Source organism: uncultured Marinococcus sp. (assembly GCF_947493875.1).
Taxonomy (GTDB): Bacteria; Bacillota; Bacilli; order Bacillales; family Marinococcaceae; genus Marinococcus.
This window is the reverse complement of sequence record NZ_CANLSU010000002.1, coordinates 145,971-165,230: the sequence shown is the minus strand read 5'-3', so window position 1 is coordinate 165,230 and position 19,260 is coordinate 145,971. Positions and strand designations below refer to the sequence as shown.

19 protein-coding genes are annotated in these 19,260 nt (G+C 49.0%); 4 read left to right on the top strand and 15 right to left on the bottom strand.

The window, feature by feature from the left end; translation table 11 throughout:
* The first annotated feature begins 2 nt into the window (after positions 1–2).
* Together Q0757_RS03640 and Q0757_RS03635 are read left to right on the top strand one after the other, a co-directional pair.
* On the top strand, positions 3–935 hold the full coding sequence (locus Q0757_RS03640) for an ATP-binding cassette domain-containing protein (RefSeq protein WP_298784851.1): 933 nt from the start codon (positions 3–5) through the stop codon (positions 933–935).
* Between the two features lie 17 nt (positions 936–952).
* Entirely contained in the window at positions 953–1,777 is an 825-nt protein-coding gene (locus tag Q0757_RS03635; RefSeq protein WP_298784848.1) for an ABC transporter permease, read from the top strand.
* A gap of 9 nt (positions 1,778–1,786) precedes the next feature.
* Here the strand turns inward: Q0757_RS03635 and Q0757_RS03630 are convergent, their stop codons facing one another.
* The 10 genes from Q0757_RS03630 to Q0757_RS03585 all read right to left on the bottom strand — a co-directional run bounded on the left by Q0757_RS03630 (position 1,787) and on the right by Q0757_RS03585 (position 11,806).
* Positions 1,787–2,650: an alpha/beta fold hydrolase gene (locus tag Q0757_RS03630; protein WP_298784847.1), complete on the bottom strand. Its 864-nt coding sequence runs from the start codon at positions 2,648–2,650 to the stop codon at positions 1,787–1,789.
* On the bottom strand, positions 2,631–3,530 hold the full coding sequence (locus Q0757_RS03625) for an alpha/beta fold hydrolase (protein WP_298784845.1): 900 nt from the start codon (positions 3,528–3,530) through the stop codon (positions 2,631–2,633). The genes Q0757_RS03630 and Q0757_RS03625 overlap by 20 nt, the downstream gene beginning before the upstream one ends.
* Positions 3,531–3,650: 120 nt before the next feature.
* Complete coding sequence (locus tag Q0757_RS03620; protein WP_298784843.1) at positions 3,651–4,391, bottom strand: SDR family oxidoreductase; 741 nt, start codon at positions 4,389–4,391, stop codon at positions 3,651–3,653.
* Positions 4,392–4,512: 121 nt separating this feature from the next.
* A complete protein-coding gene (locus tag Q0757_RS03615) occupies positions 4,513–5,499 on the bottom strand; it encodes a ketoacyl-ACP synthase III (protein ID WP_298784842.1) in 987 nt (328 codons plus the stop codon).
* Between the two features lie 172 nt (positions 5,500–5,671).
* Positions 5,672–7,174, bottom strand: coding sequence for an NAD(P)/FAD-dependent oxidoreductase (gene crtI, locus Q0757_RS03610; protein WP_298784840.1), 1,503 nt, complete (start codon positions 7,172–7,174; stop codon positions 5,672–5,674).
* Positions 7,175–7,192: 18 nt separating this feature from the next.
* The gene (locus Q0757_RS03605; RefSeq protein WP_298784838.1) at positions 7,193–7,753 is read right to left on the bottom strand and encodes an isoprenylcysteine carboxylmethyltransferase family protein; all 561 of its coding nucleotides are present in this window, start codon (positions 7,751–7,753) and stop codon (positions 7,193–7,195) included.
* Positions 7,754–7,858: 105 nt separating this feature from the next.
* Positions 7,859–9,166: a (Fe-S)-binding protein gene (locus Q0757_RS03600; protein WP_298784836.1), complete on the bottom strand. Its 1,308-nt coding sequence runs from the start codon at positions 9,164–9,166 to the stop codon at positions 7,859–7,861.
* The gene (locus Q0757_RS03595; RefSeq protein ID WP_298784834.1) at positions 9,159–10,562 is read right to left on the bottom strand and encodes an FAD-binding oxidoreductase; all 1,404 of its coding nucleotides are present in this window, start codon (positions 10,560–10,562) and stop codon (positions 9,159–9,161) included. Before Q0757_RS03595 ends, Q0757_RS03600 begins: the two co-directional genes overlap by 8 nt.
* Before the next feature lie 120 nt (positions 10,563–10,682).
* A complete protein-coding gene (locus Q0757_RS03590) occupies positions 10,683–11,072 on the bottom strand; it encodes a tautomerase family protein (protein WP_298784831.1) in 390 nt (129 codons plus the stop codon).
* A gap of 152 nt (positions 11,073–11,224) precedes the next feature.
* Entirely contained in the window at positions 11,225–11,806 is a 582-nt protein-coding gene (locus Q0757_RS03585) for a hypothetical protein (protein WP_298784829.1), read from the bottom strand.
* 196 nt (positions 11,807–12,002) lie between these two features.
* On the opposite strand from Q0757_RS03585, the gene Q0757_RS03580 reads away from it, so the two are divergent.
* Positions 12,003–12,938 (top strand): aldo/keto reductase, encoded by a 936-nt coding sequence (locus tag Q0757_RS03580; RefSeq protein WP_298785381.1) that lies wholly within the window; start codon positions 12,003–12,005, stop codon positions 12,936–12,938.
* Positions 12,939–12,984: 46 nt separating this feature from the next.
* On the opposite strand, the gene Q0757_RS03575 is transcribed toward Q0757_RS03580, so the two are convergent.
* From Q0757_RS03575 to Q0757_RS03560, 4 genes are all read right to left on the bottom strand, one after another.
* Positions 12,985–13,371 (bottom strand): peptidoglycan-binding protein, encoded by a 387-nt coding sequence (locus Q0757_RS03575; RefSeq protein ID WP_298784827.1) that lies wholly within the window; start codon positions 13,369–13,371, stop codon positions 12,985–12,987.
* Between the two features lie 78 nt (positions 13,372–13,449).
* Entirely contained in the window at positions 13,450–14,685 is a 1,236-nt protein-coding gene (locus tag Q0757_RS03570; protein WP_298784825.1) for a peptidoglycan-binding protein, read from the bottom strand.
* 316 nt (positions 14,686–15,001) lie between these two features.
* Positions 15,002–16,069 (bottom strand): tartrate dehydrogenase, encoded by a 1,068-nt coding sequence (locus tag Q0757_RS03565; RefSeq protein WP_298784821.1) that lies wholly within the window; start codon positions 16,067–16,069, stop codon positions 15,002–15,004.
* Between the two features lie 225 nt (positions 16,070–16,294).
* Positions 16,295–17,314, bottom strand: a complete 1,020-nt coding sequence (locus tag Q0757_RS03560) for a hypothetical protein (protein WP_298784820.1) — start codon at positions 17,312–17,314, stop codon at positions 16,295–16,297.
* Between the two features lie 182 nt (positions 17,315–17,496).
* Between Q0757_RS03560 and Q0757_RS03555 the strand changes: the two genes are divergently transcribed.
* The gene (locus Q0757_RS03555) at positions 17,497–18,528 is read left to right on the top strand and encodes an LLM class flavin-dependent oxidoreductase (RefSeq protein ID WP_298784817.1); all 1,032 of its coding nucleotides are present in this window, start codon (positions 17,497–17,499) and stop codon (positions 18,526–18,528) included.
* 47 nt (positions 18,529–18,575) lie between these two features.
* On the opposite strand, the gene Q0757_RS03550 is transcribed toward Q0757_RS03555, so the two are convergent.
* Positions 18,576–19,193: a flavin reductase family protein gene (locus tag Q0757_RS03550; RefSeq protein ID WP_298784815.1), complete on the bottom strand. Its 618-nt coding sequence runs from the start codon at positions 19,191–19,193 to the stop codon at positions 18,576–18,578.
* Positions 19,194–19,260: the final 67 nt, after the last annotated feature.

The window sequence follows — 19,260 nt, the reverse complement described above, 5'->3', positions numbered from 1 at the left end:
GTATGGAACCTATCATTCAAGTGCACGAACTGCGAAAATCATTCAAAGATATGGAAGCGGTCAAAGGTATTCATTTTGACGTTGCACAAGGAGAGATATTTGGCTTTCTGGGCCCTAACGGTGCAGGAAAAAGCACGACCATCAACATGATCTGCACGATGCTCGCTCCCACTTCGGGAAGCGTTACCATTAATGGGTACGACGCTTTTAAGCAGAAAGCAAAAGTCCGCGAAAGCATTGGCATCATTTTTCAGGAAAATACGCTCGATGAAAAATTAAGCGCCCTCGAAAACTTAAAGCTTCACTGCCGGTTTTACCGTGTCCCTAAACATAAACGGGCAGAACGTATTCAGGAAGTACTTGAAATTGTAGACCTGATCGACAATCAAAAGAAAAAAGTAGAGGAGTTCTCCGGCGGGATGAAACGAAGGCTTGAAATTGCCCGTGGCCTGCTTCACTACCCGAAGGTCCTTTTTTTGGATGAACCGACGGTAGGCCTGGATCCTCAGACGCGGGCCCATATTTGGGAGTACATTCTCCGCCTGAAGGAAAAAGAAAATATCACGATATTTCTTACCACCCACTACCTCGATGAGGCAGAAATCAGCCACCGCATCGCTATTATGGACAAAGGCACCATCATCGCTCTCGATACACCTGAGCGCTTAAAACAGCAGGTTGGCGGGGACGTCATTGAACTCGGAACCGAGGATAATGACACCGTTGCCGCTCAGCTGCAGTCAGCGATGCCGGAAGCAGAAATAAAACAGGAAGCAGGCATTCTGCGTATCCAGGTGCCCAGCAGTGACCAGTTTATTTCTACTTTTCTTCAGCAGATTCACGTTCCTATTACGAGCCTGAACATACGCCGGCCCACGCTCAACGACGTGTTTTTGTCCTATACTGGACGCGATATTAAAGCCGGCCCCGCCTAAGAAAGGAGATCAAACATATGGAAGGTATTTTTGCCATCTGGCAGCGGGATTTAATGAAATTCGTCCGGGACCGTCCCCGTCTGCTCGGCTCTTTTGCGATGCCTATTTTATTTTTAATTATATTTGGCGGCGGCTTCAGCGGAACAATGGAAAATTTAGTGATGAATCAAACCTCTGAAATCGAAGATTTTAATTACCTTACGTTCATTTTTCCGGGAATTGTCGCCATGACCCTTTTAATGACTTCGATTTTCTCTTCTTTATCAGTTATCCAGGATAAAGAATTTGGTTATATGAAAGAAATTCTCGTCTCCCCGGTTTCCCGGGTGAACATTGCCATCGGCAAAATGCTCGGAGCCTCTACGGTTGCTTTTATGCAGGGAGTGCTGATGTTTATTTTGATCCCCGTTCTCGGCGTAACCTACGATTGGAGCAATGTCCTGGCTGTACTGCCAATTATGTTTCTGCTTTCCTGTACACTCGCTTCCCTAGGCCTGCTGATAGCAAGCCTGCTTCGATCAACGCAGGGATTCCAGCTGATTGTCCAGGTGCTTGTATTTCCAATGGTTTTTCTTTCCGGAGCGTTGTTTCCGGTAACGAACATGCCGGCCTGGATGGATATTCTTGTTAAAGTCAATCCTGTTACCTACGGCGTAGACGCTATGAAGAAGGTGATGACCGGCGCCGGGGATCTTCCGGTTGCTGCCCAGGATGCACTCGGACTGAACCTGCAGCTGTTCGGACGTACAGTGACAATCGCTGAGGAGCTCCTCTTTTTAATTGTATTCACTTCTATTTTAATTGCGCTGGCCACTATAAGCTTCCGCAGAGCCAATGCCTGAGCATTGGCTTTACGTCTGTTCTATAAATTCTGTCACTAGCCGCTCTACAATATCCGGCTGCTCATGAACCACCCAGTGCGTCGCATCGGATACAAAAATCAATTCTCCGGCGCGGCAGTATTCAAGGCTCGTCCGGGCAGAGGCCTTCGATAAAAAGGCATCCCCCACGCCCCAGATGATCCGTACCGGCGGAGTCACATGGCTTGATTCCACGATATCCTTCGGCCCTTTTCTCATTCCTCTGTACCAATTGATCATGGTCGTGACCGCATTTGGCTGTGACCATGCTTCTTTGTATTTTTCCAGATCCTCTTCTGTAAAGCTTCCCGGCCTGCTTGTTTTCACGAGACCGTTGGCAAACTCTTCAAAGTCATTATAGGCAAGCAGCTTTTCCGGCAGCCTGGGAAGCTGAAAAAACAGCATGTACGAGCTTCTCAAAAGCTGTGTTGGATCTTTTTTCATACTGGCCGGCATCGCCGGCAGGTGCGGGATGTTGATAGCAATAAATTTTTCTACATATTCCGGCTTTGATGCTGCCGTATACCAGCCTACCGCCCCGCCCCAATCGTGGCCGACGATCACCGCTTTTTCACGGCCCAGCGCTTTGATCAGCTCCGTCACGTCGTTACGCAGCTCGTCCAGGGCGTAAGCATCAATCTCCAGCGGCCTGCTGCTTTGATTATAGCCGCGCTGATCCGGCGCCGCCACCCGGTATCCGCGGGCTGCAAGCGGTCCGATTAAGTGTCTCCACTCATACCAGAATTCCGGAAAGCCATGCAGAAGCACAACAAGCGGTCCCTCCTTTGGACCAGCCAGTGCCGTGCGTAACGAAACACCGTTTACTGTTATTGTCTCAAAGCTGATATTCTGCATACGTATTGCCCCCTAGTTGGTTTTTTTGAATAAAGCTTTTAATGAACTGCGTGACAAGCTCCGGCTGTTCATGATGGACCCAATGCGTCGCTTCTTCAATAAAAACTCCGTTTCCATCGCTGCAGTATTTCAGGCTTTCTTTAGCAGCAGCGGTGCCCAAAAACCAGTCATGCATACCCCAGATCATCCGCACGGGCACGTTGATGGCTTCTGTGCTCATCGCGTCTGCCGGCCCGGATGGAATTGCCCGAAACCAATTGAACATGGCCGTTACGCTGCCGGGCTGGGACCAGGCAAACTGATACCCGTCCAGCTCCTGCTTTGAAAATGTTCCAGGGCAGCTCGTCACAGCCAGGTGAGCCTTCAATGCAGCGTATTGGAACATGGCAGCTCCTTTGTCGGGAAGACTGGGAATCTGGAAGGCTGCCATGTAATACCCCTTGATCAGATCCATTGGGTGCGTAAGCATTGTCTTTGGCATAGCCATTAAATGCGGCATGTTAACAGGGATAAACAGCGAAATGTATTCCGGACGGGTAAGCGCCATATACCAGCCTGCTGCCCCGCCCCAGTCGTGACCCACTATTACAGCTTTTTCTCTTTTGAAATGAGAAATGAGCCCGATGATATCGTCCCGGAGGGCGTCCATCGTGTAGGATGCTGTGCCGGAGGGCTTGGCGCTCAAATGATAGCCCCTCTGATCAGGGGCCACTACAAAATAGCCCTCCTCCGCCAGAGCGTGCATCTGCTTTTCCCACGCCCGCCAATATTCCGGGAACCCGTGCAGCAGGATGACCATTTCTCCCTCCTTTGGACCCGCAGCAGCGACATGAAGACGAATACCGTTCACATGTACATATTTAAATGATAGCTCTGCCATCAAAAACCTCCTTCACTCTATGAGTTACTTTACCCGGAAACGCCCTGATTCAATGGTAAAATTCGATAGGGCGCTGTAAATGGCAACGGCACCTGCCCATGAGGACAGATGCCGTTGTTTTTACATTTGCGCGGTTGGGCGTACGACAATTTCATTAACGGATACTTCCGCCGGTTCTTCAATCGCGTATCGAATGGTGCGGGCAATGCTTTCTGAAGAGATCGCGTTTTTATACAGCTCGTCCACGCGTTCTTTCACCTGATTGTCCGATATTGTTTCGGTAAGCTCCGATTCCACAGCCCCTGGTGAAATAATGGTGGAGCGGATATTATTTTCCGGGGATTCCTCTTTACGAAGTCCCTCCGAAATAGCGCGCACAGCGTATTTCGTGCCGCTGTAGACAGCGCCGCCCGGAGATACCTGGTGACCCGCTACCGAGGAAACGTTAATAATGTGCCCTTCTTTTCTTTCCCTCATGAAGGGAAGCACGGCGCCGATACCATAAAGCACGCCTTTAATGTTCACATCGATCATCTGGTTCCAGTCTTCAAACTGCCGGTTCCGCAGCATTGAGAGCGGCATCAGTCCGGCATTGTTTACTATAACGTCAATTTGGCCGTACGTTTCATTGGCAAACTGGGCGAGTTCGTCCATCTGCTCCTGGGAGGTGACATCCACTACTTTATAGGCAGCGGTGCCGCCGTCCTGTTCAATGTCCTTTTGAAGCTGCTGCAGACGTTCCTCCCGGCGGGCAGCCAGCACTACTTTAGCTCCTTTGCCAGCTAATTCTTTAGCCGCTGCTTCACCGATACCACTTGAAGCACCAGTCAGTATAACTACTTTTCCTTCAACTTCTGCCATGTTATATCCTCCAATGCTGTTCTGAATTGATTACGTACTCTCTATACCCGCCGCACTATAATCATAACCTTTGCTGCTCATCAAAAAAGAGCCCCCTGCCCCGGGAGCTCCTTCAGTTCAATTATTCTGCATGCCAGCGGACTAATAACGCGGACTGCGCCAGACCGCCGCCAAATCCGTAAATAAGCACGAGGTCGCCGTTTTTCAGCCGTCCGTCCTTCTGCGCTTCCCGGAGAGACAGGGGAATCGTAGCAGACGATGTATTCCCGTAGTATTCCAGGCTCGTCAGCGTTTTTTCCACCGGAATGCCGGTACGCTCGCAAATGGATTCGATCATTCTCATGTTCGCGCTGTGCGGGGCAAACCAGTCGATATCCTCAATCGCTACTCCGGCATCGTTCAGAAGCTTATCGATGCCCTGAGGAACTGTCTTGACCGCCCACTTGTAAACCTCCCGTCCGTTCTGGACGACATAGCCGTCCGGATCCACTTCATGTCCGCCAATTTGATTGGACAAATCCGTGCAGTACAGGTATTCCCCTTTTTTGCCATCCGAGTCTGTGAGAGCAGCCAAAAAGGATGGATTGCTTTCGTCCGCTTCCACAAGAGCCGCTCCGGCCCCGTCCCCGAACAAAATACATGTTGCCCGGTCCGTATAATCCGTGATTTTGGACAGTGTTTCAGCGCCGATCACCAGTACTTTACGGTGAAGACCGGAGCTGACCATGCCATCGGCCATATGCAGCCCGTAGGAGAAGCCGGCACAGGCAGCGTTTAAATCAAAGGCGCCTGCCCCGGAAATGCCGAGACTCGCCTGTACCAGAGAAGCGACACTCGGCGTTTTATGGTCCGGTGTCAGCGTACACACAATAATTAAATCCACATCGTCAAGTGCCTTCCCGCTTACCTGCTGCAGCTCCTCTGCTGCTTTCAGGCAGATCGTGCTGGTGAACTCGTCCTCTTCTGTGATCCGGCGTTCCTTGATGCCGGTACGGGACGTAATCCACTCATCGTTTGTTTCCACCATTTTTTCCAAATCATCATTTGTCAGTCGTTTTTTCGGAACAAAGGATCCTAATGCTGTAATTGAAGATTTTGATTGTACCATCGGTATGTAACCCCCGTTTTATGTATAATTATCGCCTATGCGCTTTGATATTCGTTGAATCTCATTCTTATTTATATTATCACAAAACAAAGGCTTATGCCTCCTTTGCTTTGTTCGAACCGCGATGGCAGAATATACAAAAACCCTCCCCGGCTCAGGAAGGGTTTTCAGGTTATTTTTTCACTTCTGTCTGCTCGTGTTTTTGAATCAGATCCGCTGTCAGCTGGCCGGACAGCGTAACCATTGGTACACCGCCGCCGGGATGCGTGGAGCCTCCGGCAAAATACAGGTTGTCATAAATTCTGCTTTTCGCCGGCACTTTGAATCCGCCGTTCACTTTTTGATCAGAGGCTACACCGTAAATCGAGCCTCCGTTGGCGCCGTAGAGTTCCTCAAGGCCTTCCGGAGTGAAGCGGTATTCAAATTCGATCGACTCCCGCAGGCCGTCCAGTCCATTTCGTTCTAATTTATTCAAAATTGTCTCCTGGTACTTGTCCCAGTCAAAGGATTTTTTCTGCTTGGCATCCATTGGAGGTACATGCGTCAACACGAACAGGTTGTCTTTTCCCGCCGGCGCCTGGGTCTCGTCCGACCGGGCGGAGATGCCAATATACACTGTCGGGTCATCGGCCGGAACCTTTTCTTCGAATACCTGCTTAAACTCAAGCTCAGGATCCTCGGAGAAAAAGAAATTGTGGTGGTGCAGTCCGTCGAATTTTTTATTCACCCCTAGCAGCAGCACAACGCCGGAAACAGTGGGAATAAACGTCTTGCTTAGTTTTTTGGATTCTTTTTTTGCCTTCGCTTCCGGGGGAGCAATCGTATTATAGGCCGGAATTGCTTCAAGGTTCGAAACGACAACATCAGCCTCATACGTGTCTCCACTCTCTGTCTCCACACCGGTCACCCGGTCATTTTCCACCAGCAGCTGGCTGACCGGACTGTTCAGATGAATATCAACGCGCAGCTCCTGCATCAGGCGCTCCATGCCTTCGGCAATTTTATACATGCCGCCCTTCACATAGTGGATACCGAGACCAAGCTGCACGTAGACGAGCTGGTTCAAAATGGCCGGCGCTGCGTACGGATTGGATCCGACATACATAATGAAAAAGTTGAACATCTGCTCGAGGTATTTGTTGTCAAACTGTTTATGCGTCGCTTTGGCCACCGTATTCAACGGATCCATCTTCATTAAGTCGCCCAAGGTATGATGGCTTTTTAAATCCTTTAAATCCTCAATGCTGTATTTATAAAAGCTTTTCATGCATAATTCATACATTTCTTCTGTATAGGATAAAAATTCCGTAATTTTACGGCTGGGCTGATCCGTGACTTTCGCTGCCTCTTCAATCATGCCGGGCAGATCGCTCGTCACGTTCAGTGATGTTCCGTCCTCGAAAAATGTCTTCCACTGCGGCTCCACCCGTTCTACCTGTATGTAATCATCAAGGTAGCGGTTTGCGCTGTGGAACAGCTGTTCAAGCACCCATGGCATCGTCAGAATTGAGGGCCCGGTGTCAAAGGTAAACCCTTTCCCGCTGCGGCGGTTTAATTTCCCGCCAAGATTTTCATTTTTCTCCAGTAACGTTACCTCATATCCATCCGTCTGCAGCCGGATCGCTGCGGACATGCCTCCAAGGCCTCCGCCGATGACAATTGCTTTTTTCTTCAAATAGCACACCTCCGTGAATTAGTACAAAAATGGAATTAACCGGTTTCTTTGCCGACACCATAAACGATACGTATCGCCGTGCGTCTGGCGCAGCATTTCTTCTTCAATCCGGATGCGGTGAAGAAGTGCCGGCACCATGACTCCTGTACTTATGGCTGCTGCTCCGGGGCTATTCATAAATAAGCAAAAGCCAAGTACAATGAAAAATAAAGCGGTATACAGGGGATGGCGCAAGCGGCGGTATGGGCCGCTGCTTACCAGGCTGTCCCCGTTTTTGACAGAAACGTCTCTGCTGAACTGGTCCCGCAAATGAAGAATTCCCCAATACCGCAGGCCGATGCCAGCTCCGTACAGACAAAGACCGGCGGCCTGCAGCCAAACTGAGGAGAGGCTGAGAAAACCAGTCTCGCCAAATACCACTGCGGTCCCTATCGACAAGATGATGGCCGCAAGTATCCAGCGGAACGAGCGGCGTTCGGTGCGCTCCGGTTCCTTTGAGGGAGCCTTCTGCCTGAATAAAAAAAATTCGGCGATCCAGAAGAAGGTAACAACCACAAATATTGTATCAATCAACACCATGGTTTTACCTTCTCCCTTCACGCCGCGTTTCTTTTTACACTCGTTACCATTTCCCCCTTCTTGGCTGCCGCTAAACCAAAAGTCCCCTCCTGTTGTTTTTTCCTTTTACGCCTTCGCCACCTGCTTAGTTACCGGCTTTGCTTTCATCAAAAGATCCACAATATGCACCGTCTCAATCTCTTCTTCGAGACCTTCCCGCTGCACGCCCAGTTTCATTTGAAGCATACAGCCCGGATTGGTTGTGACAATCCCCTCTGGACACTGCCGCTTAACGTCTTTCATTTTCACATCCAGAATATCCATCGCATCCTCGTGCTGCGTAATATTGTAGATGCCTGCTGAACCACAGCAGAAGTCAGGCCGGTCGAGCTCTTTCAGCGTTACCCCCGGAATGGAGCGGATCAGCTGCAGCGGCGGCTCCTTTACCTTCTGCACATTCGTCATGTGACAGGAAGGCTGATACGTATAGGTTTCCTCGACTCTTTCGGTAAACTCCAGACCGTCAAGCTCCACCAGTACTTCTGTAATATCTCTAACCCTGTCGGAGAAAGCTTTCGCCCGTTCTTCCCATTCCGGATCCCCGGCAAACAACTCTCCGTATTTATGCAGCTGGGCCCCGCATCCCCCGGCATTGTTTACGATATAGTCAACCGGCTTCTCCTCAAACGCCTGTATATTTTGCTTGGCAAGCTCTACAGCTTCAGGCTCTTTGCCTGCATGGGCATGCAGCGCTCCGCAGCAGGTCTGCGTTTTCGGCAGCTGCACCTCTGCCCCCGAAAGCCGGAGAAGCTCCATCGTTTTCTCATTTTGCCTAAAAAATACGCTATCCATCACACATCCGGTAAAAAAGGCAACTACTGCTTTCGGCGGCCCGTCCGGATGCAGGCGATTTTTCCTCGCATGCCTCTCTTTCGGCGAAGGGGCCGGCGGCAGCACCTGCTCAAATTTACCTAGATGAAGCGGTGCCGCAGACATTACATTCAGTCCACGCGCTGCTTTTTGCAGACCGCTCACCTGATACAGCCATGTGGCATTTCCAAGCTGGTCCATCCAAGCTGTTGACGGAAAAAATGAGTGAAATAAAAAATGCTCGGTTTTTTGCTGGACGAACGTTTTTTCTTCGTATTCATCAATTACATGCTTTGCACTTTCAAACAGCTGTCCGTACTGTACATCTGTCGGGCACACGGTCGTACATGCCATGCATCCCAGACATTTGTCGATCGGCTGTTTTAAATCCTCCACTGAAGCTTTTCCTTCTGCGACCATTTTGATTAAATTAATACGTCCGCGCGGGGAGTGCGTCTCCCGCTCCATCGTTTCATAGGTCGGGCAGACCGGAAGACAGTAGCCGCACTGCACACAGTCAAAGGTCAAATCGTAGCGGAGCATGTCTTTAAGTGTATCAGCCATCACGCAGCACCAGCTTCTGCCCTTTTTCTGCGAAGATTTTTCCCGGATTCATAATATTGTTGGGGTCCCAGGCTTCTTTGATCCGCTTAAGCATCGATACTCCCACCTCTCCCATTTCCTGCTCCATAAAGGGTGCTTTCATCGTGCCAATACCGTGTTCTCCGGAAAGCGTGCCGCCAAGCTCCAGGGCCGCCCGGAAGATTTCTGCGACCGCTTTTTCAGCGCGTATCATTTCTTCTTCATCCCGCTGGTCGCACATAATATCCGGATGCAGGTTGCCGTCCCCGATATGCCCAAATACGACGAGCTCCACCTGATACTCCTCCTTGATTTGCTTCAGCCGATCCATCATTTCCGGAATCCGGCTTCTCGGCACCGTAGCATCTTCCGAAATTTTTGTCGGCTTGATCGTCGCAATTGCCGGCGACACAAGCTTTCTTGCACTCCACAGCTTCTGTGCTTCTTCATCGCTTTCCGCTGTGATGATGGGATCTGCCTGCAGCTCCTCGAGAATTTGTTTCACCTGTTCGGCTTCTAATTTAATTGCCTCCGGATGTCCATCGAGTTCGATCAAAAGCAGCGCTTCCGAGGCGGTTGGAAGGCCTGATGGGCGGTACCGCTCGACGGCTTCAATACAGGCCCGGTCCATAAATTCCATTTTTGCCGGAAGCACTCCTGAGGTGAGCGTTTTGGAAATAGCCTTCCCGGCTGTTGCCATGTCTGTAAAGGCGGCCATCATCGTTTGTACGGCCGGAGGCTTTGGCACCAGCTTGAGCGTCGCTTTTGTAATCACGCCAAGCGTCCCTTCGGATCCGACAAGCAGCTTCGTCAAATCGTAACCGGTTACATTTTTAATCGTTCGTCCGCCTGTATGCATAACGTCTCCCTCGGGGGTAACAATTTCAAGGCCGATCACAAAATCCTTGGTCACACCATACTTCAGCCCTCTCGGCCCACCGGAATTTTCGGCCAGATTTCCGCCGATCGTTGACACGTGAGCACTGCTTGGATCAGGCGGATACATTAGACCGTGATTTTCAGCGGCCGCATGAATATCAGCTGTCAGCACACTCGGCGTGACAACCGCAATTAAGTCATCGGCGAAAACGTTAATTTCCTTTGGCCACTGCGCCATATCCAAAAGGATCCCCCCATGGACCGGCAGCGGACCTCCGCTCAGACAGGTGCCCTGCCCTCTGGGCGTTACGGCCAAGCCGAACTGATTGGCGATTTTCATGATTGTTTGTACTTCCTCCGTCGTTTTAGGCTGTACAACCACTTCGGGCAGATGCTCGCCAAAAGAAGCATCAAAGCTGTAGCTGTATCGGTCGGCAAGCTCTGTAAATACCCTTTTATCACTTAAAAGAGCGCGCAGCTGTTCTTCCCATTCGTGCAATAAAAGCAGCTCCTTTCTCCCTTCACTTTAACAACTTATCATTATCGTACTCCCCTGCCCGAATGAATGCAATATTCTGGTAAAAGAAGGCCGGAGCTGCCCACAGGCAGCCTCCAGCCTTCACAGCTTCCCGTTTAAAAACTGGGCTTCTCCCAGCCCGAAGCTCCAATCCGCTTCTGTGTTGTCAGTGATCGACACCATCACGTCTTCCGATTCGATATGGCACCGGCTATACAAATATTCGGCAACATTTTTATACAGGCGCTTTTTCTGTTCTGCTGTACGTGTTTTACTGATCACCTGAATAACCACAATATTATTCGTCCTCTCAAGGCCGAGCCCGGTGTCTTCGATATACATTTCATACGGCTTATGCTGATTAATCGTCTGATAGCGGTCCCGTTCCGGGACTTCAAAGCTTTCAATTACCGCGTCATGTATAGCATCTGCAAGCAGCTTTAACTCCTCTTCCGTGCGCCCCTCGATAACATCAATTCGTATTAAAGGCATCATACCCCTCCTTTAGGGAATTTTATCTCATTTTCAAAACCAGATAAAAAATTAGTTAAGCGCTTACTTAATTATAAGCATATTCAGCTGGCGTTTCAATACTTCCTCCTGTATATAAAAAGACTCCGAAGTGCTTCTTCGGAGTCCAATCATTATTCTCTTGCCGATTTGTTAATATCTTCGTCCATGTTTCCAGTGGAGCCGATCGTTGGCAGATCGCTGTCGCTGTACTTGGAAGCATCGGTAGCGCTTTGATACTCTTTTGTTTTAGTATCATTATCATCATCGTCAGAACCTGCAACCTCGTCTTTAGCTTCTTTTACCTGGCTGCCGGCTTCTTTTAGTTCTTCTCCGGCATCCTTTGCCGTGTCACCCACACCCTTCAACTCTTCGCCGGCTTCCTTCGCCGTTGATACCACTTCTTCTGAGTCGTCCTTCACTTTTTGAACCTGGGCGATCAGATCTTTTCCGTAATTATTGTATACATCCTGAAGCTGCGTACCGATGGTTTTTGCCAGCTCTGTAGCGTTCTGGATACGTGCCATAAAGTCATCTTTATTCACTGCATCGCTGTTTTTGGCATTTTCCTTGTACTGGCTGGCTGTTTCTTTTGCTTCGGACGACTTTTCCTTCACCGTATCACGGGCTGAACGGTTTAAAAATACTGCCCCGATCCCTGCAATAATTACAGAGGCTATAATAATAGGTAATTTACTGTTTTGCTGTTCTGGCATATGTTTCTCCCCTTTATTCTCAGTATCCTTCGTAATAGAACCTATCTACTCTTTACCTTTATCTTTTCTTCAGTAAACGTGAATTTCTACGAAATCGTGCACTTATTCATGTGAACAGAAAAATGTTTAGCTTTTGGTTACAGGTGAAATACGAATAAGTGTGCTGAAATAACAAAGGAGTGACGTTTATATGGCAATGAATCGTGTAACACTTGGAAAATCTGAAGTCACTGTAAACCCTCTTGGACTGGGAACCAACGCAGTGGGCGGACATAATATTTATCCCGATATGCTTGATGAAGAGCAGGGAAGAGCGTTAACCGCCACTGCCATCGATAACGGCGTGGACCTGTTGGACACAGCGTTTATTTACGGACCGCGCCGTTCCGAAGAACTCGTCGGTGAAGTAGTAAAAGAAAAAAATGCCCGTGAACAGGTGGTTATTGCTACAAAAGCAGCCCACAAATTTCTCGATAATGGCGATACTGTTATGGACAACTCTCCGGAATTTTTAAAACAGTCCGTAGATGATGCGCTCCACCGCCTGCAAACGGACTATATTGATTTATTCTATATTCATTTCCCGGATGAAGACACGCCGAAGGATGAGGCAGTCGGCGCCCTGCAGGAAATGAAGGAAGCCGGAAAAATTCGCTCCATCGGCGTATCGAATTTCACCCTGGAGCAGCTGAAGGAAGCAAACAAGGATGGGCATGTGGACGTAGTGCAGTCCGAATATAATTTGTTGAACCGCGAAGTGGAAAAAGACATTCTTCCATATACCGCAGAAAACAACATTACCTTCGTTCCTTATTTTCCGCTTGAATCTGGCCTGTTGGCCGGAAAATACGATGAAAACACTACGTTTAATGATCTCCGTGCCCAAAAGCCTAATTTTCAGGGAGAAGCATTCAAAGAAAATCTCCGCAAAGTAAATGAAGTCAAAAAAATCGCTGAACGTAAAGGTGAAGAAACAGCTCACGTCGTTCTCGCCTGGTATCTGCATCAGCCGTCAGTAGACGTTTTGATTCCAGGGGCCAAAAGCTCCGATCAAGTGGTCAATAACCTGAAAACCTCTGATGTAGAATTGACGAAAGAAGAAGTAGAACAAATCAGCAGCATTTTTTCCTAAAAGCAAAAAAGAAGCTGAAGCCGAGTTGGCTTCAGCTTCTTTTTTGTCAGGAAAGCCTTTCGAGGGTCGCCTCTCCAGCAATTCCATCTGTCGTTAAACCTTCATACTTTTGGAAAGCCTTTACTGATGAAGTCGTGACTGAACCGTAAACCCCGTCCGTTTTCCCGCTGTGAAATCCTTCCTGCTGCAGGGCTTCCTGCAGTTCTTCCACATCTTCTCCGCGGTCTCCCGGACGCAGTGTATCATCGCCCAGAGCGGCTTCAGCCTGAGCAGGCACAAATAATAATAAAACAGCGAGCATAAACGCTGACATTCTTCTTTTCATTGCAATCCCACGCTTTCTATCGTCTGATGCTCTTTTATTGTAAGCACGGGGCATGAGCAGAACAATGGTTATTACAGAGTTGTAAACAACACGTAACTCCCTGTTCATACGTGTAATTTTATAAACTTTTCCTGCAGGCATATAAAAGCACACCGTTTCTGCTGAACGATGTGCCCTAAGTATAACTCAGAATCTTCCGGCCCCAATGTAGCGCGGAGCCCAGTATGAATTACTCATGCTGCTTATAGTCACTCCTGTCGAGGATCCTGCGTGAATGAACTGGTTGTTTCCAATATATATTCCATTATGCGATGCTCCTGCTTTATAGGTAGTAAAAAACACCATATCCCCTACCTGCGGGCTCGATACCTTTTTACTCACAGCATACTGCTGGGCCACCGTACGTGGAAGGCTTGTTCCATTTTGCCTGTATACATACTGGGTGAAGCCGCTGCAGTCGAATCCTCTCGTCGTCGTGCCTCCCCATACGTATGGAACACCTATGAACTTTTTCGCTGTACTTATCAGCCCTGATACACTGCCTGAAGAGCCTGAGCTGACTTTTTCAGGAGAGGAGCTGGTTCCATTCTTCACAGAAGAATCGCTTAACGCTTTCCATGTGTTGGCGCCGACGATCCCGTCAGCGCTCAAACCAGCTGCCCGCTGCAGAGCCTTCACTGCACCGGCTGTCTGCGGGCCGAACTGGCCGTCGACTGCTCCCGAAAGAAAGCCTTTGCTTTTAAGCGTCTGCTGCATGCTTTTCACGTTACTGCCCGTATCTCCCTGCCGGAGCGTTTTGCTTCCGGTTTCCGAAGAAGAAGCATCCGGCTTGGCGGAACCTGATTCATTCGCACCACCTGAGGATTTAAAGCTGCTTAACGCTTTGAATGTATTCGGGCCGGCCACGCCATCAAAACTAATTCCGGCTGCTTTTTGAAACGCAATAACTGAAGACTTCGTGACCGGTCCAAATTCTCCGTCGAGTGCTCCGGTATGAAACCCTTTGCTTTTCAATTTTGCCTGTAGATCCCGGACGTCGCTTCCCGAAGCACCCGCCTTTAATACACTTGAAGACGTGCCCCGGGAGCTGTCAGAAGCTTTAGAGCTTTTTTCAGTCGAAGCCTGTTTTCCTTTTAAGCTCATTTTGGAAAACGTATTCGACCCGGCTATACCATCAGAGGTAATACCCGCTGAACGCTGAAAGGCCTGCACGGACCCCGCAGTCGCCAGTCCATATATTCCATCCACTGCCCCGTTATGATACCCGTTCTCCTTTAGCCAGTCCTGCAATTCTTTAACTTCCGAACCCTTCGAGCCCTGACGTAGTGTTTGATCACCTAAGGCAGCATCTGCTGCCGTTGGAGCTGCAAAAACTACTGTTGCCGCAGCAACAATCGCTGCTGGATATGCATATTTTTTCATACACGTTCGCCATAAACTTTTATATCGCTGCTCTGATTAAGCGCAATGCGAAAGCTCCAGCGAATCCACCCCCTATTTGATCATGTGCTGCGATGTCTGACTCTACTGTTGTGTATAAAGTAGTATATAAGTGCCAGGGGGTATAGACAATATACTCAATACATTTGTATCAAAACTGTAACATTGAGTGAATTAATCATAAAATGGAAATTAACAGTGTATTTAGCATCACAAAACGTTAGTTATCAAGGAATTTCGCGATTATTATTCTACAGATTCCCGCTTAAATTATTATTAAATACCTATTAGTTAACTCCTAATTTGTTTTTTCTGATGTTAAATATTCTTCCACTGCTTTCACTACTTCTTCGGTAGAAGCATCGCCTCCAAGATCCTTCGTGAGTGTTCCCTGTTTGATGACATATTCAATAGCGTTCATTAATGTCTCGGCTGCCGTGCTTTCTCCGAGATGCTCAAGCATCATTTGAGCTGTCCACAGCTGGCCGATCGGATTTGCCAGTCCCTTTCCTTCAATATCCGGGGCCGAGCCGTGTACCGGCTCAAACATGGATGGATATTTCCCGTTTATATTAATATTGGCAGCCGGAGCAATGCCAATGCTGCCCATCAAAGCAGCTCCGATGTCTGTCAGAATATCTCCGAATAAATTGCTGCCGACGACAACATCCATCGTCTCCGGCTTGGTAACAAAGGCTGCCGCCAGAGCATCAATGTGCTCTGCCCTGGTCTCTATGTCAGGATAATTTTCCTTCACCTCGGTAAACACTTCATCCCAGAAAGGCATGGAAAAGACGATTCCGTTGGATTTTGTTGCCGAGGTCACGTGGCCGCTTCGGTCTTTGGCCAGCTGAAAAGCATACTCCATCGCTGCCTTTACTGCTCTTTTAGAAAATACGTTGTTTTGAATCGCAATTGCGTTCTCCCCGCTGTACATCCGGCCGCCGACTTCGCTGTACTCACCCTCACTGTTCTCTCTTACAACCATCAGGTTAAACTGATTCGGATTTGCGAGCGGAGAAGCAAGCCCTTCAAACTGGCGGGATGGCCGCACGTTGATCTGCTGCTCGAAGCCGCGGCGTATATTAATTAAAAGTCCCCACAGCGAAATATGGTCCGGAACGAGATCCGGGTGACCGACCGCTCCTAAAAACACGGCATCGAAGGCTTCAAGCTGCTTCAAACCATCCTCGGGCATCATTCTGCCGTGCTCAAGGTAATAATCGCAGCTCCAGGGAAACTCTGTTACACGCAGCTCGAAGTCTCCCTGCACTCTCTCAAGCGTTTTCAACACCCTCCAGGCAGCTGGTACTACTTCTTTGCCTATGCCATCTCCCGCAATTGATGCAACTGTATATGTATTCATTTTTTTCATCTCCCTTTGAGTGTATGCACTTTCATTTTTCCATTTCTTTTTGTGTTTGTCATCTTTTCTTTATTGATTTCGTCACATGCTTTTACTGGTTAATCCCTTCTCTGGATAAAAATAAACTTCTTCTTCAAATAAATTATTTCTCAATGCAGAAAGCATATTCCCTCCATTACTTATAAAAGACTTTTCAGCCATCTGAGCATAAAAAAGAGCCTTATCTCAGGCTCTTTCACTCGCAAGGTGAATGACATCCTTCCAGGCCGCGGCAGCTGCCCCCGTAGGCGATGACGCTCCACCGGAAACGAGAACGCTTCCCATCGTGTCTGTAGAAAAAAGCACTGCTTTCTCGGCCCCATCAACGTGGAAGAAAGGATGCTCTGCCGTGAGAAGCCTGGGCTCGACAGAGACCACTGTTCCCTGCGCCATTTTGTGCGCTTTCCCGACCAGCTTCCACTTTGTTTTCCCATGTTCTGCCTGCTTCCATTCAGCATCGGAGAGCTCGTCGAGGCCGCGTATCGTAACACTCTCCCAGTTTATTTCTGGCGTGAGACAGGCTTTTGTCAGAAAATACATTTTCAGCGCCGTATCCTTCCCCCCAATATCCTCAGAAGGGTCTGCCTCGGCCTTCCCTTCTTTTTTTGCTGTTTCCCACGCCTCCTGCAGCGTAATATGTTCAGCGGCGACTCTTGTCGCGATCATGTTGCTTGTTCCGTTCAGCAGTCCTTCGATTGTATGTATTTCCGACCCGGCCAAGCTGTACAGGGCTGTGTCCACAGTCGGGAGGGCAGCAGCAGCCGCTCCGCTGTATTTTATTTTTCTTCCGGATGCTTCAGCAAGCTCGTGCAGATCATCCCAGGCAAAGGCGAGCGCTCCCTTGCTGACGCAGACGACGTCCACCCCGTGCCTTAACGCTGACTGCATGAGCGCAAGCCCCGAGCCCCCGGTTAATGTATTTGTTTCTGCTGCATCAATAAATATATCCGCCTGGCTGTCCGCCCATAGCTGGTCTACATTCCTCGGCAGCAGCGACCCATCATCCACTCGGCCGGTTTCCGCTTTTGTCTGAAGCAGCTGTTCAGGATCCAGCCCGTCGCTGTGCACCGCAACCCCACTGCGGTCGAGCACAGCGGTAATTTTTATATGCACCCCGTACGTGCGCTTCCACTCTTTTTCTTTATTCATTAATACACGGGCTGCTGCCTGTCCGACAGCCCCGAACCCGGATAAAACGATATTCATATATTCCCATCCCTTCCCTGGCTTTAAAGCCCAGGCCCCATGCTTTTACCAGCAGGGCATGTTTATTATACTAGAGAATTTTTCAGTATTGAGCACCTTTTTTGAATAACAGTGCGCAGGAGGAGTATAATTTTTTATGACTCAATTACCAGCAGGACGTGTCATATAAAGGAGAGATTTTCATGCCAGCATTTAAAGATATGCCGCTTTCAGTATTAAATTTATCCCCTGTAAACGAAGGGGAAACAGCGGGAGATTCATTTGCAAAAAGCCTCGAGCTGACTCAGCATGCCGAAAAACTCGGCTACAACCGCTTATGGGTCGCAGAGCACCATAACATGGAAGGGATCGCAAGCTCGGCCACCTCTGTATTACTCAGCTATCTGGCCGGTGGGACGTCAAGTATTCGCCTTGGTTCGGGCGGTATTATGCTTCCCAACCACGCCCCGCTCGCAATTGCCGAACAGTTCGGTACACTCGAAAGCATGTATCCGGGACGCATTGATTTAGGACTCGGCCGGGCGCCAGGCACCGATCAAACAACAGCGGCCGCTCTTCGCCGTCATGTAAACAGCGGCGAGGACTTTCCAGCACGCCTTGAAGAGCTGCAGAGATATTTTCAGGACCCAGCCAATATGGCCGTCCCTCCACAGGTAAAAGCCGTACCGGGCGCTGGTCTGGATATTCCTATCTGGCTGCTTGGCTCCAGCGGATTCAGTGCTCAGCTTGCCGGACAGCTTGGACTTCCATATGCCTTCGCTGGCCACTTTGCAGCTGAGAATATGAAAGCAGCCCTGCAGCTGTATCTGGATTCCTTCCAGCCGTCTGAAGTGCTCGATGAGCCTTACGCTATGACCGGCATCAACGTAATCGCAGGCGAAACAGACGAGGAAGCCGATTACCTCGGTACGACGATGAAACAGCAGTTTCTCAGCCTAATCCGAAACCGTCCGGGCAAAATACAGCCGCCGGTAGAAGATATGGACGCGCTTTGGACCTCGCAGGAAAAAGCGATGATGGCACGCTGGGATGCCGGCACTATCCAGGGCGGACCGGAATCTGTGCGCCAGCAGCTTGAAGATTTTTCTTCGAACGTTCCGGTTCATGAAATTATGATCAGCGGCAGTGTGTACGACCAGGCCAAACGCCTTCGCTCCTATGAGCTCATTAAAGAGGTACAAAAACAATCAACTGCCACCACAGCCTCCATCTAATAAAAAGACCGCGTCTGTTTGCTTTAAGGCAACAGGCGCGGTCCTTTTTATTTCGGGCGTTCAAGCGTAAATAATTCCCCAAGCCTGGAATAATCGTTTCCTGCAAGACGTGCAACCGGCTTCAGCTTATCGGGTGAAATATAATTGTTTTCACTGTCATACACGCCCTCTGAAACATAGATACATACAATTTCTGCGAATATGACATCCTGAGTGATTTTCCCTTCGGCATTTTGAAGCGGTACGTGCTTGTGCAGCCGGCATTCGAAGCGGATATTCGCTTCCTCTATCCCCGGCACCTCCACCATTTTACTCGGTACCGTATGTAAGACAGTATGCTCCAGTTCATTTTCCTCCGGGGGAAGCGTTGCTGCTGTAATGTTTAAATCCTCTACAATACCTTCATCGCTTATGTGTATCACCAGTTCTTCGCGATCTAAAATATTTTTTGCACTGTCCTTTGGTTCCCCGTCTTTTCTCGTGATAGAGATCATTAATACTGGCGGGTCGGGGCTTACCGCATTAAAAAAGCTGAACGGTGCTGCGTTTAATGTTTCATCTTCTGCCATTGTAGTAACGAAGGCTATCGGACGTGGGATGACCGACCCTGTCAGCAGCTTATACACTTCTTTTACCGGCAGATCATCTGGATGCAGTTCATGCATAGTATACAGTCTCCTTTTTTCGATTATTTTATTCATATTCCCTGTCAGGCTTCATTTCAAAAGAACG

Coding starts and splice junctions, on each gene's coding strand:
- Q0757_RS03630 (WP_298784847.1), bottom strand. CDS start 2,650: ATGCAGAATATCAGCTTTGAGACAATAACAGTAAACGGTGTTTCGTTA.
- Q0757_RS03605 (WP_298784838.1), bottom strand. CDS start 7,753: ATGGTGTTGATTGATACAATATTTGTGGTTGTTACCTTCTTCTGGATC.
- Q0757_RS03550 (WP_298784815.1), bottom strand. CDS start 19,193: ATGCATGAACTGCATCCAGATGATCTGCCGGTAAAAGAAGTGTATAAG.
- Q0757_RS03640 (WP_298784851.1), top strand. CDS start 3: ATGGAACCTATCATTCAAGTGCACGAACTGCGAAAATCATTCAAAGAT.
- Q0757_RS03575 (WP_298784827.1), bottom strand. CDS start 13,371: ATGAACAGGGAGTTACGTGTTGTTTACAACTCTGTAATAACCATTGTT.
- Q0757_RS03560 (WP_298784820.1), bottom strand. CDS start 17,314: ATGAATATCGTTTTATCCGGGTTCGGGGCTGTCGGACAGGCAGCAGCC.
- Q0757_RS03590 (WP_298784831.1), bottom strand. CDS start 11,072: ATGCCTTTAATACGAATTGATGTTATCGAGGGGCGCACGGAAGAGGAG.
- Q0757_RS03635 (WP_298784848.1), top strand. CDS start 953: ATGGAAGGTATTTTTGCCATCTGGCAGCGGGATTTAATGAAATTCGTC.
- Q0757_RS03580 (WP_298785381.1), top strand. CDS start 12,003: ATGAATCGTGTAACACTTGGAAAATCTGAAGTCACTGTAAACCCTCTT.
- Q0757_RS03625 (WP_298784845.1), bottom strand. CDS start 3,530: ATGGCAGAGCTATCATTTAAATATGTACATGTGAACGGTATTCGTCTT.
- Q0757_RS03570 (WP_298784825.1), bottom strand. CDS start 14,685: ATGAAAAAATATGCATATCCAGCAGCGATTGTTGCTGCGGCAACAGTA.
- Q0757_RS03555 (WP_298784817.1), top strand. CDS start 17,497: ATGCCAGCATTTAAAGATATGCCGCTTTCAGTATTAAATTTATCCCCT.
- Q0757_RS03615 (WP_298784842.1), bottom strand. CDS start 5,499: ATGGTACAATCAAAATCTTCAATTACAGCATTAGGATCCTTTGTTCCG.
- Q0757_RS03600 (WP_298784836.1), bottom strand. CDS start 9,166: ATGGCTGATACACTTAAAGACATGCTCCGCTACGATTTGACCTTTGAC.
- Q0757_RS03620 (WP_298784843.1), bottom strand. CDS start 4,391: ATGGCAGAAGTTGAAGGAAAAGTAGTTATACTGACTGGTGCTTCAAGT.
- Q0757_RS03565 (WP_298784821.1), bottom strand. CDS start 16,069: ATGAATACATATACAGTTGCATCAATTGCGGGAGATGGCATAGGCAAA.
- Q0757_RS03585 (WP_298784829.1), bottom strand. CDS start 11,806: ATGCCAGAACAGCAAAACAGTAAATTACCTATTATTATAGCCTCTGTA.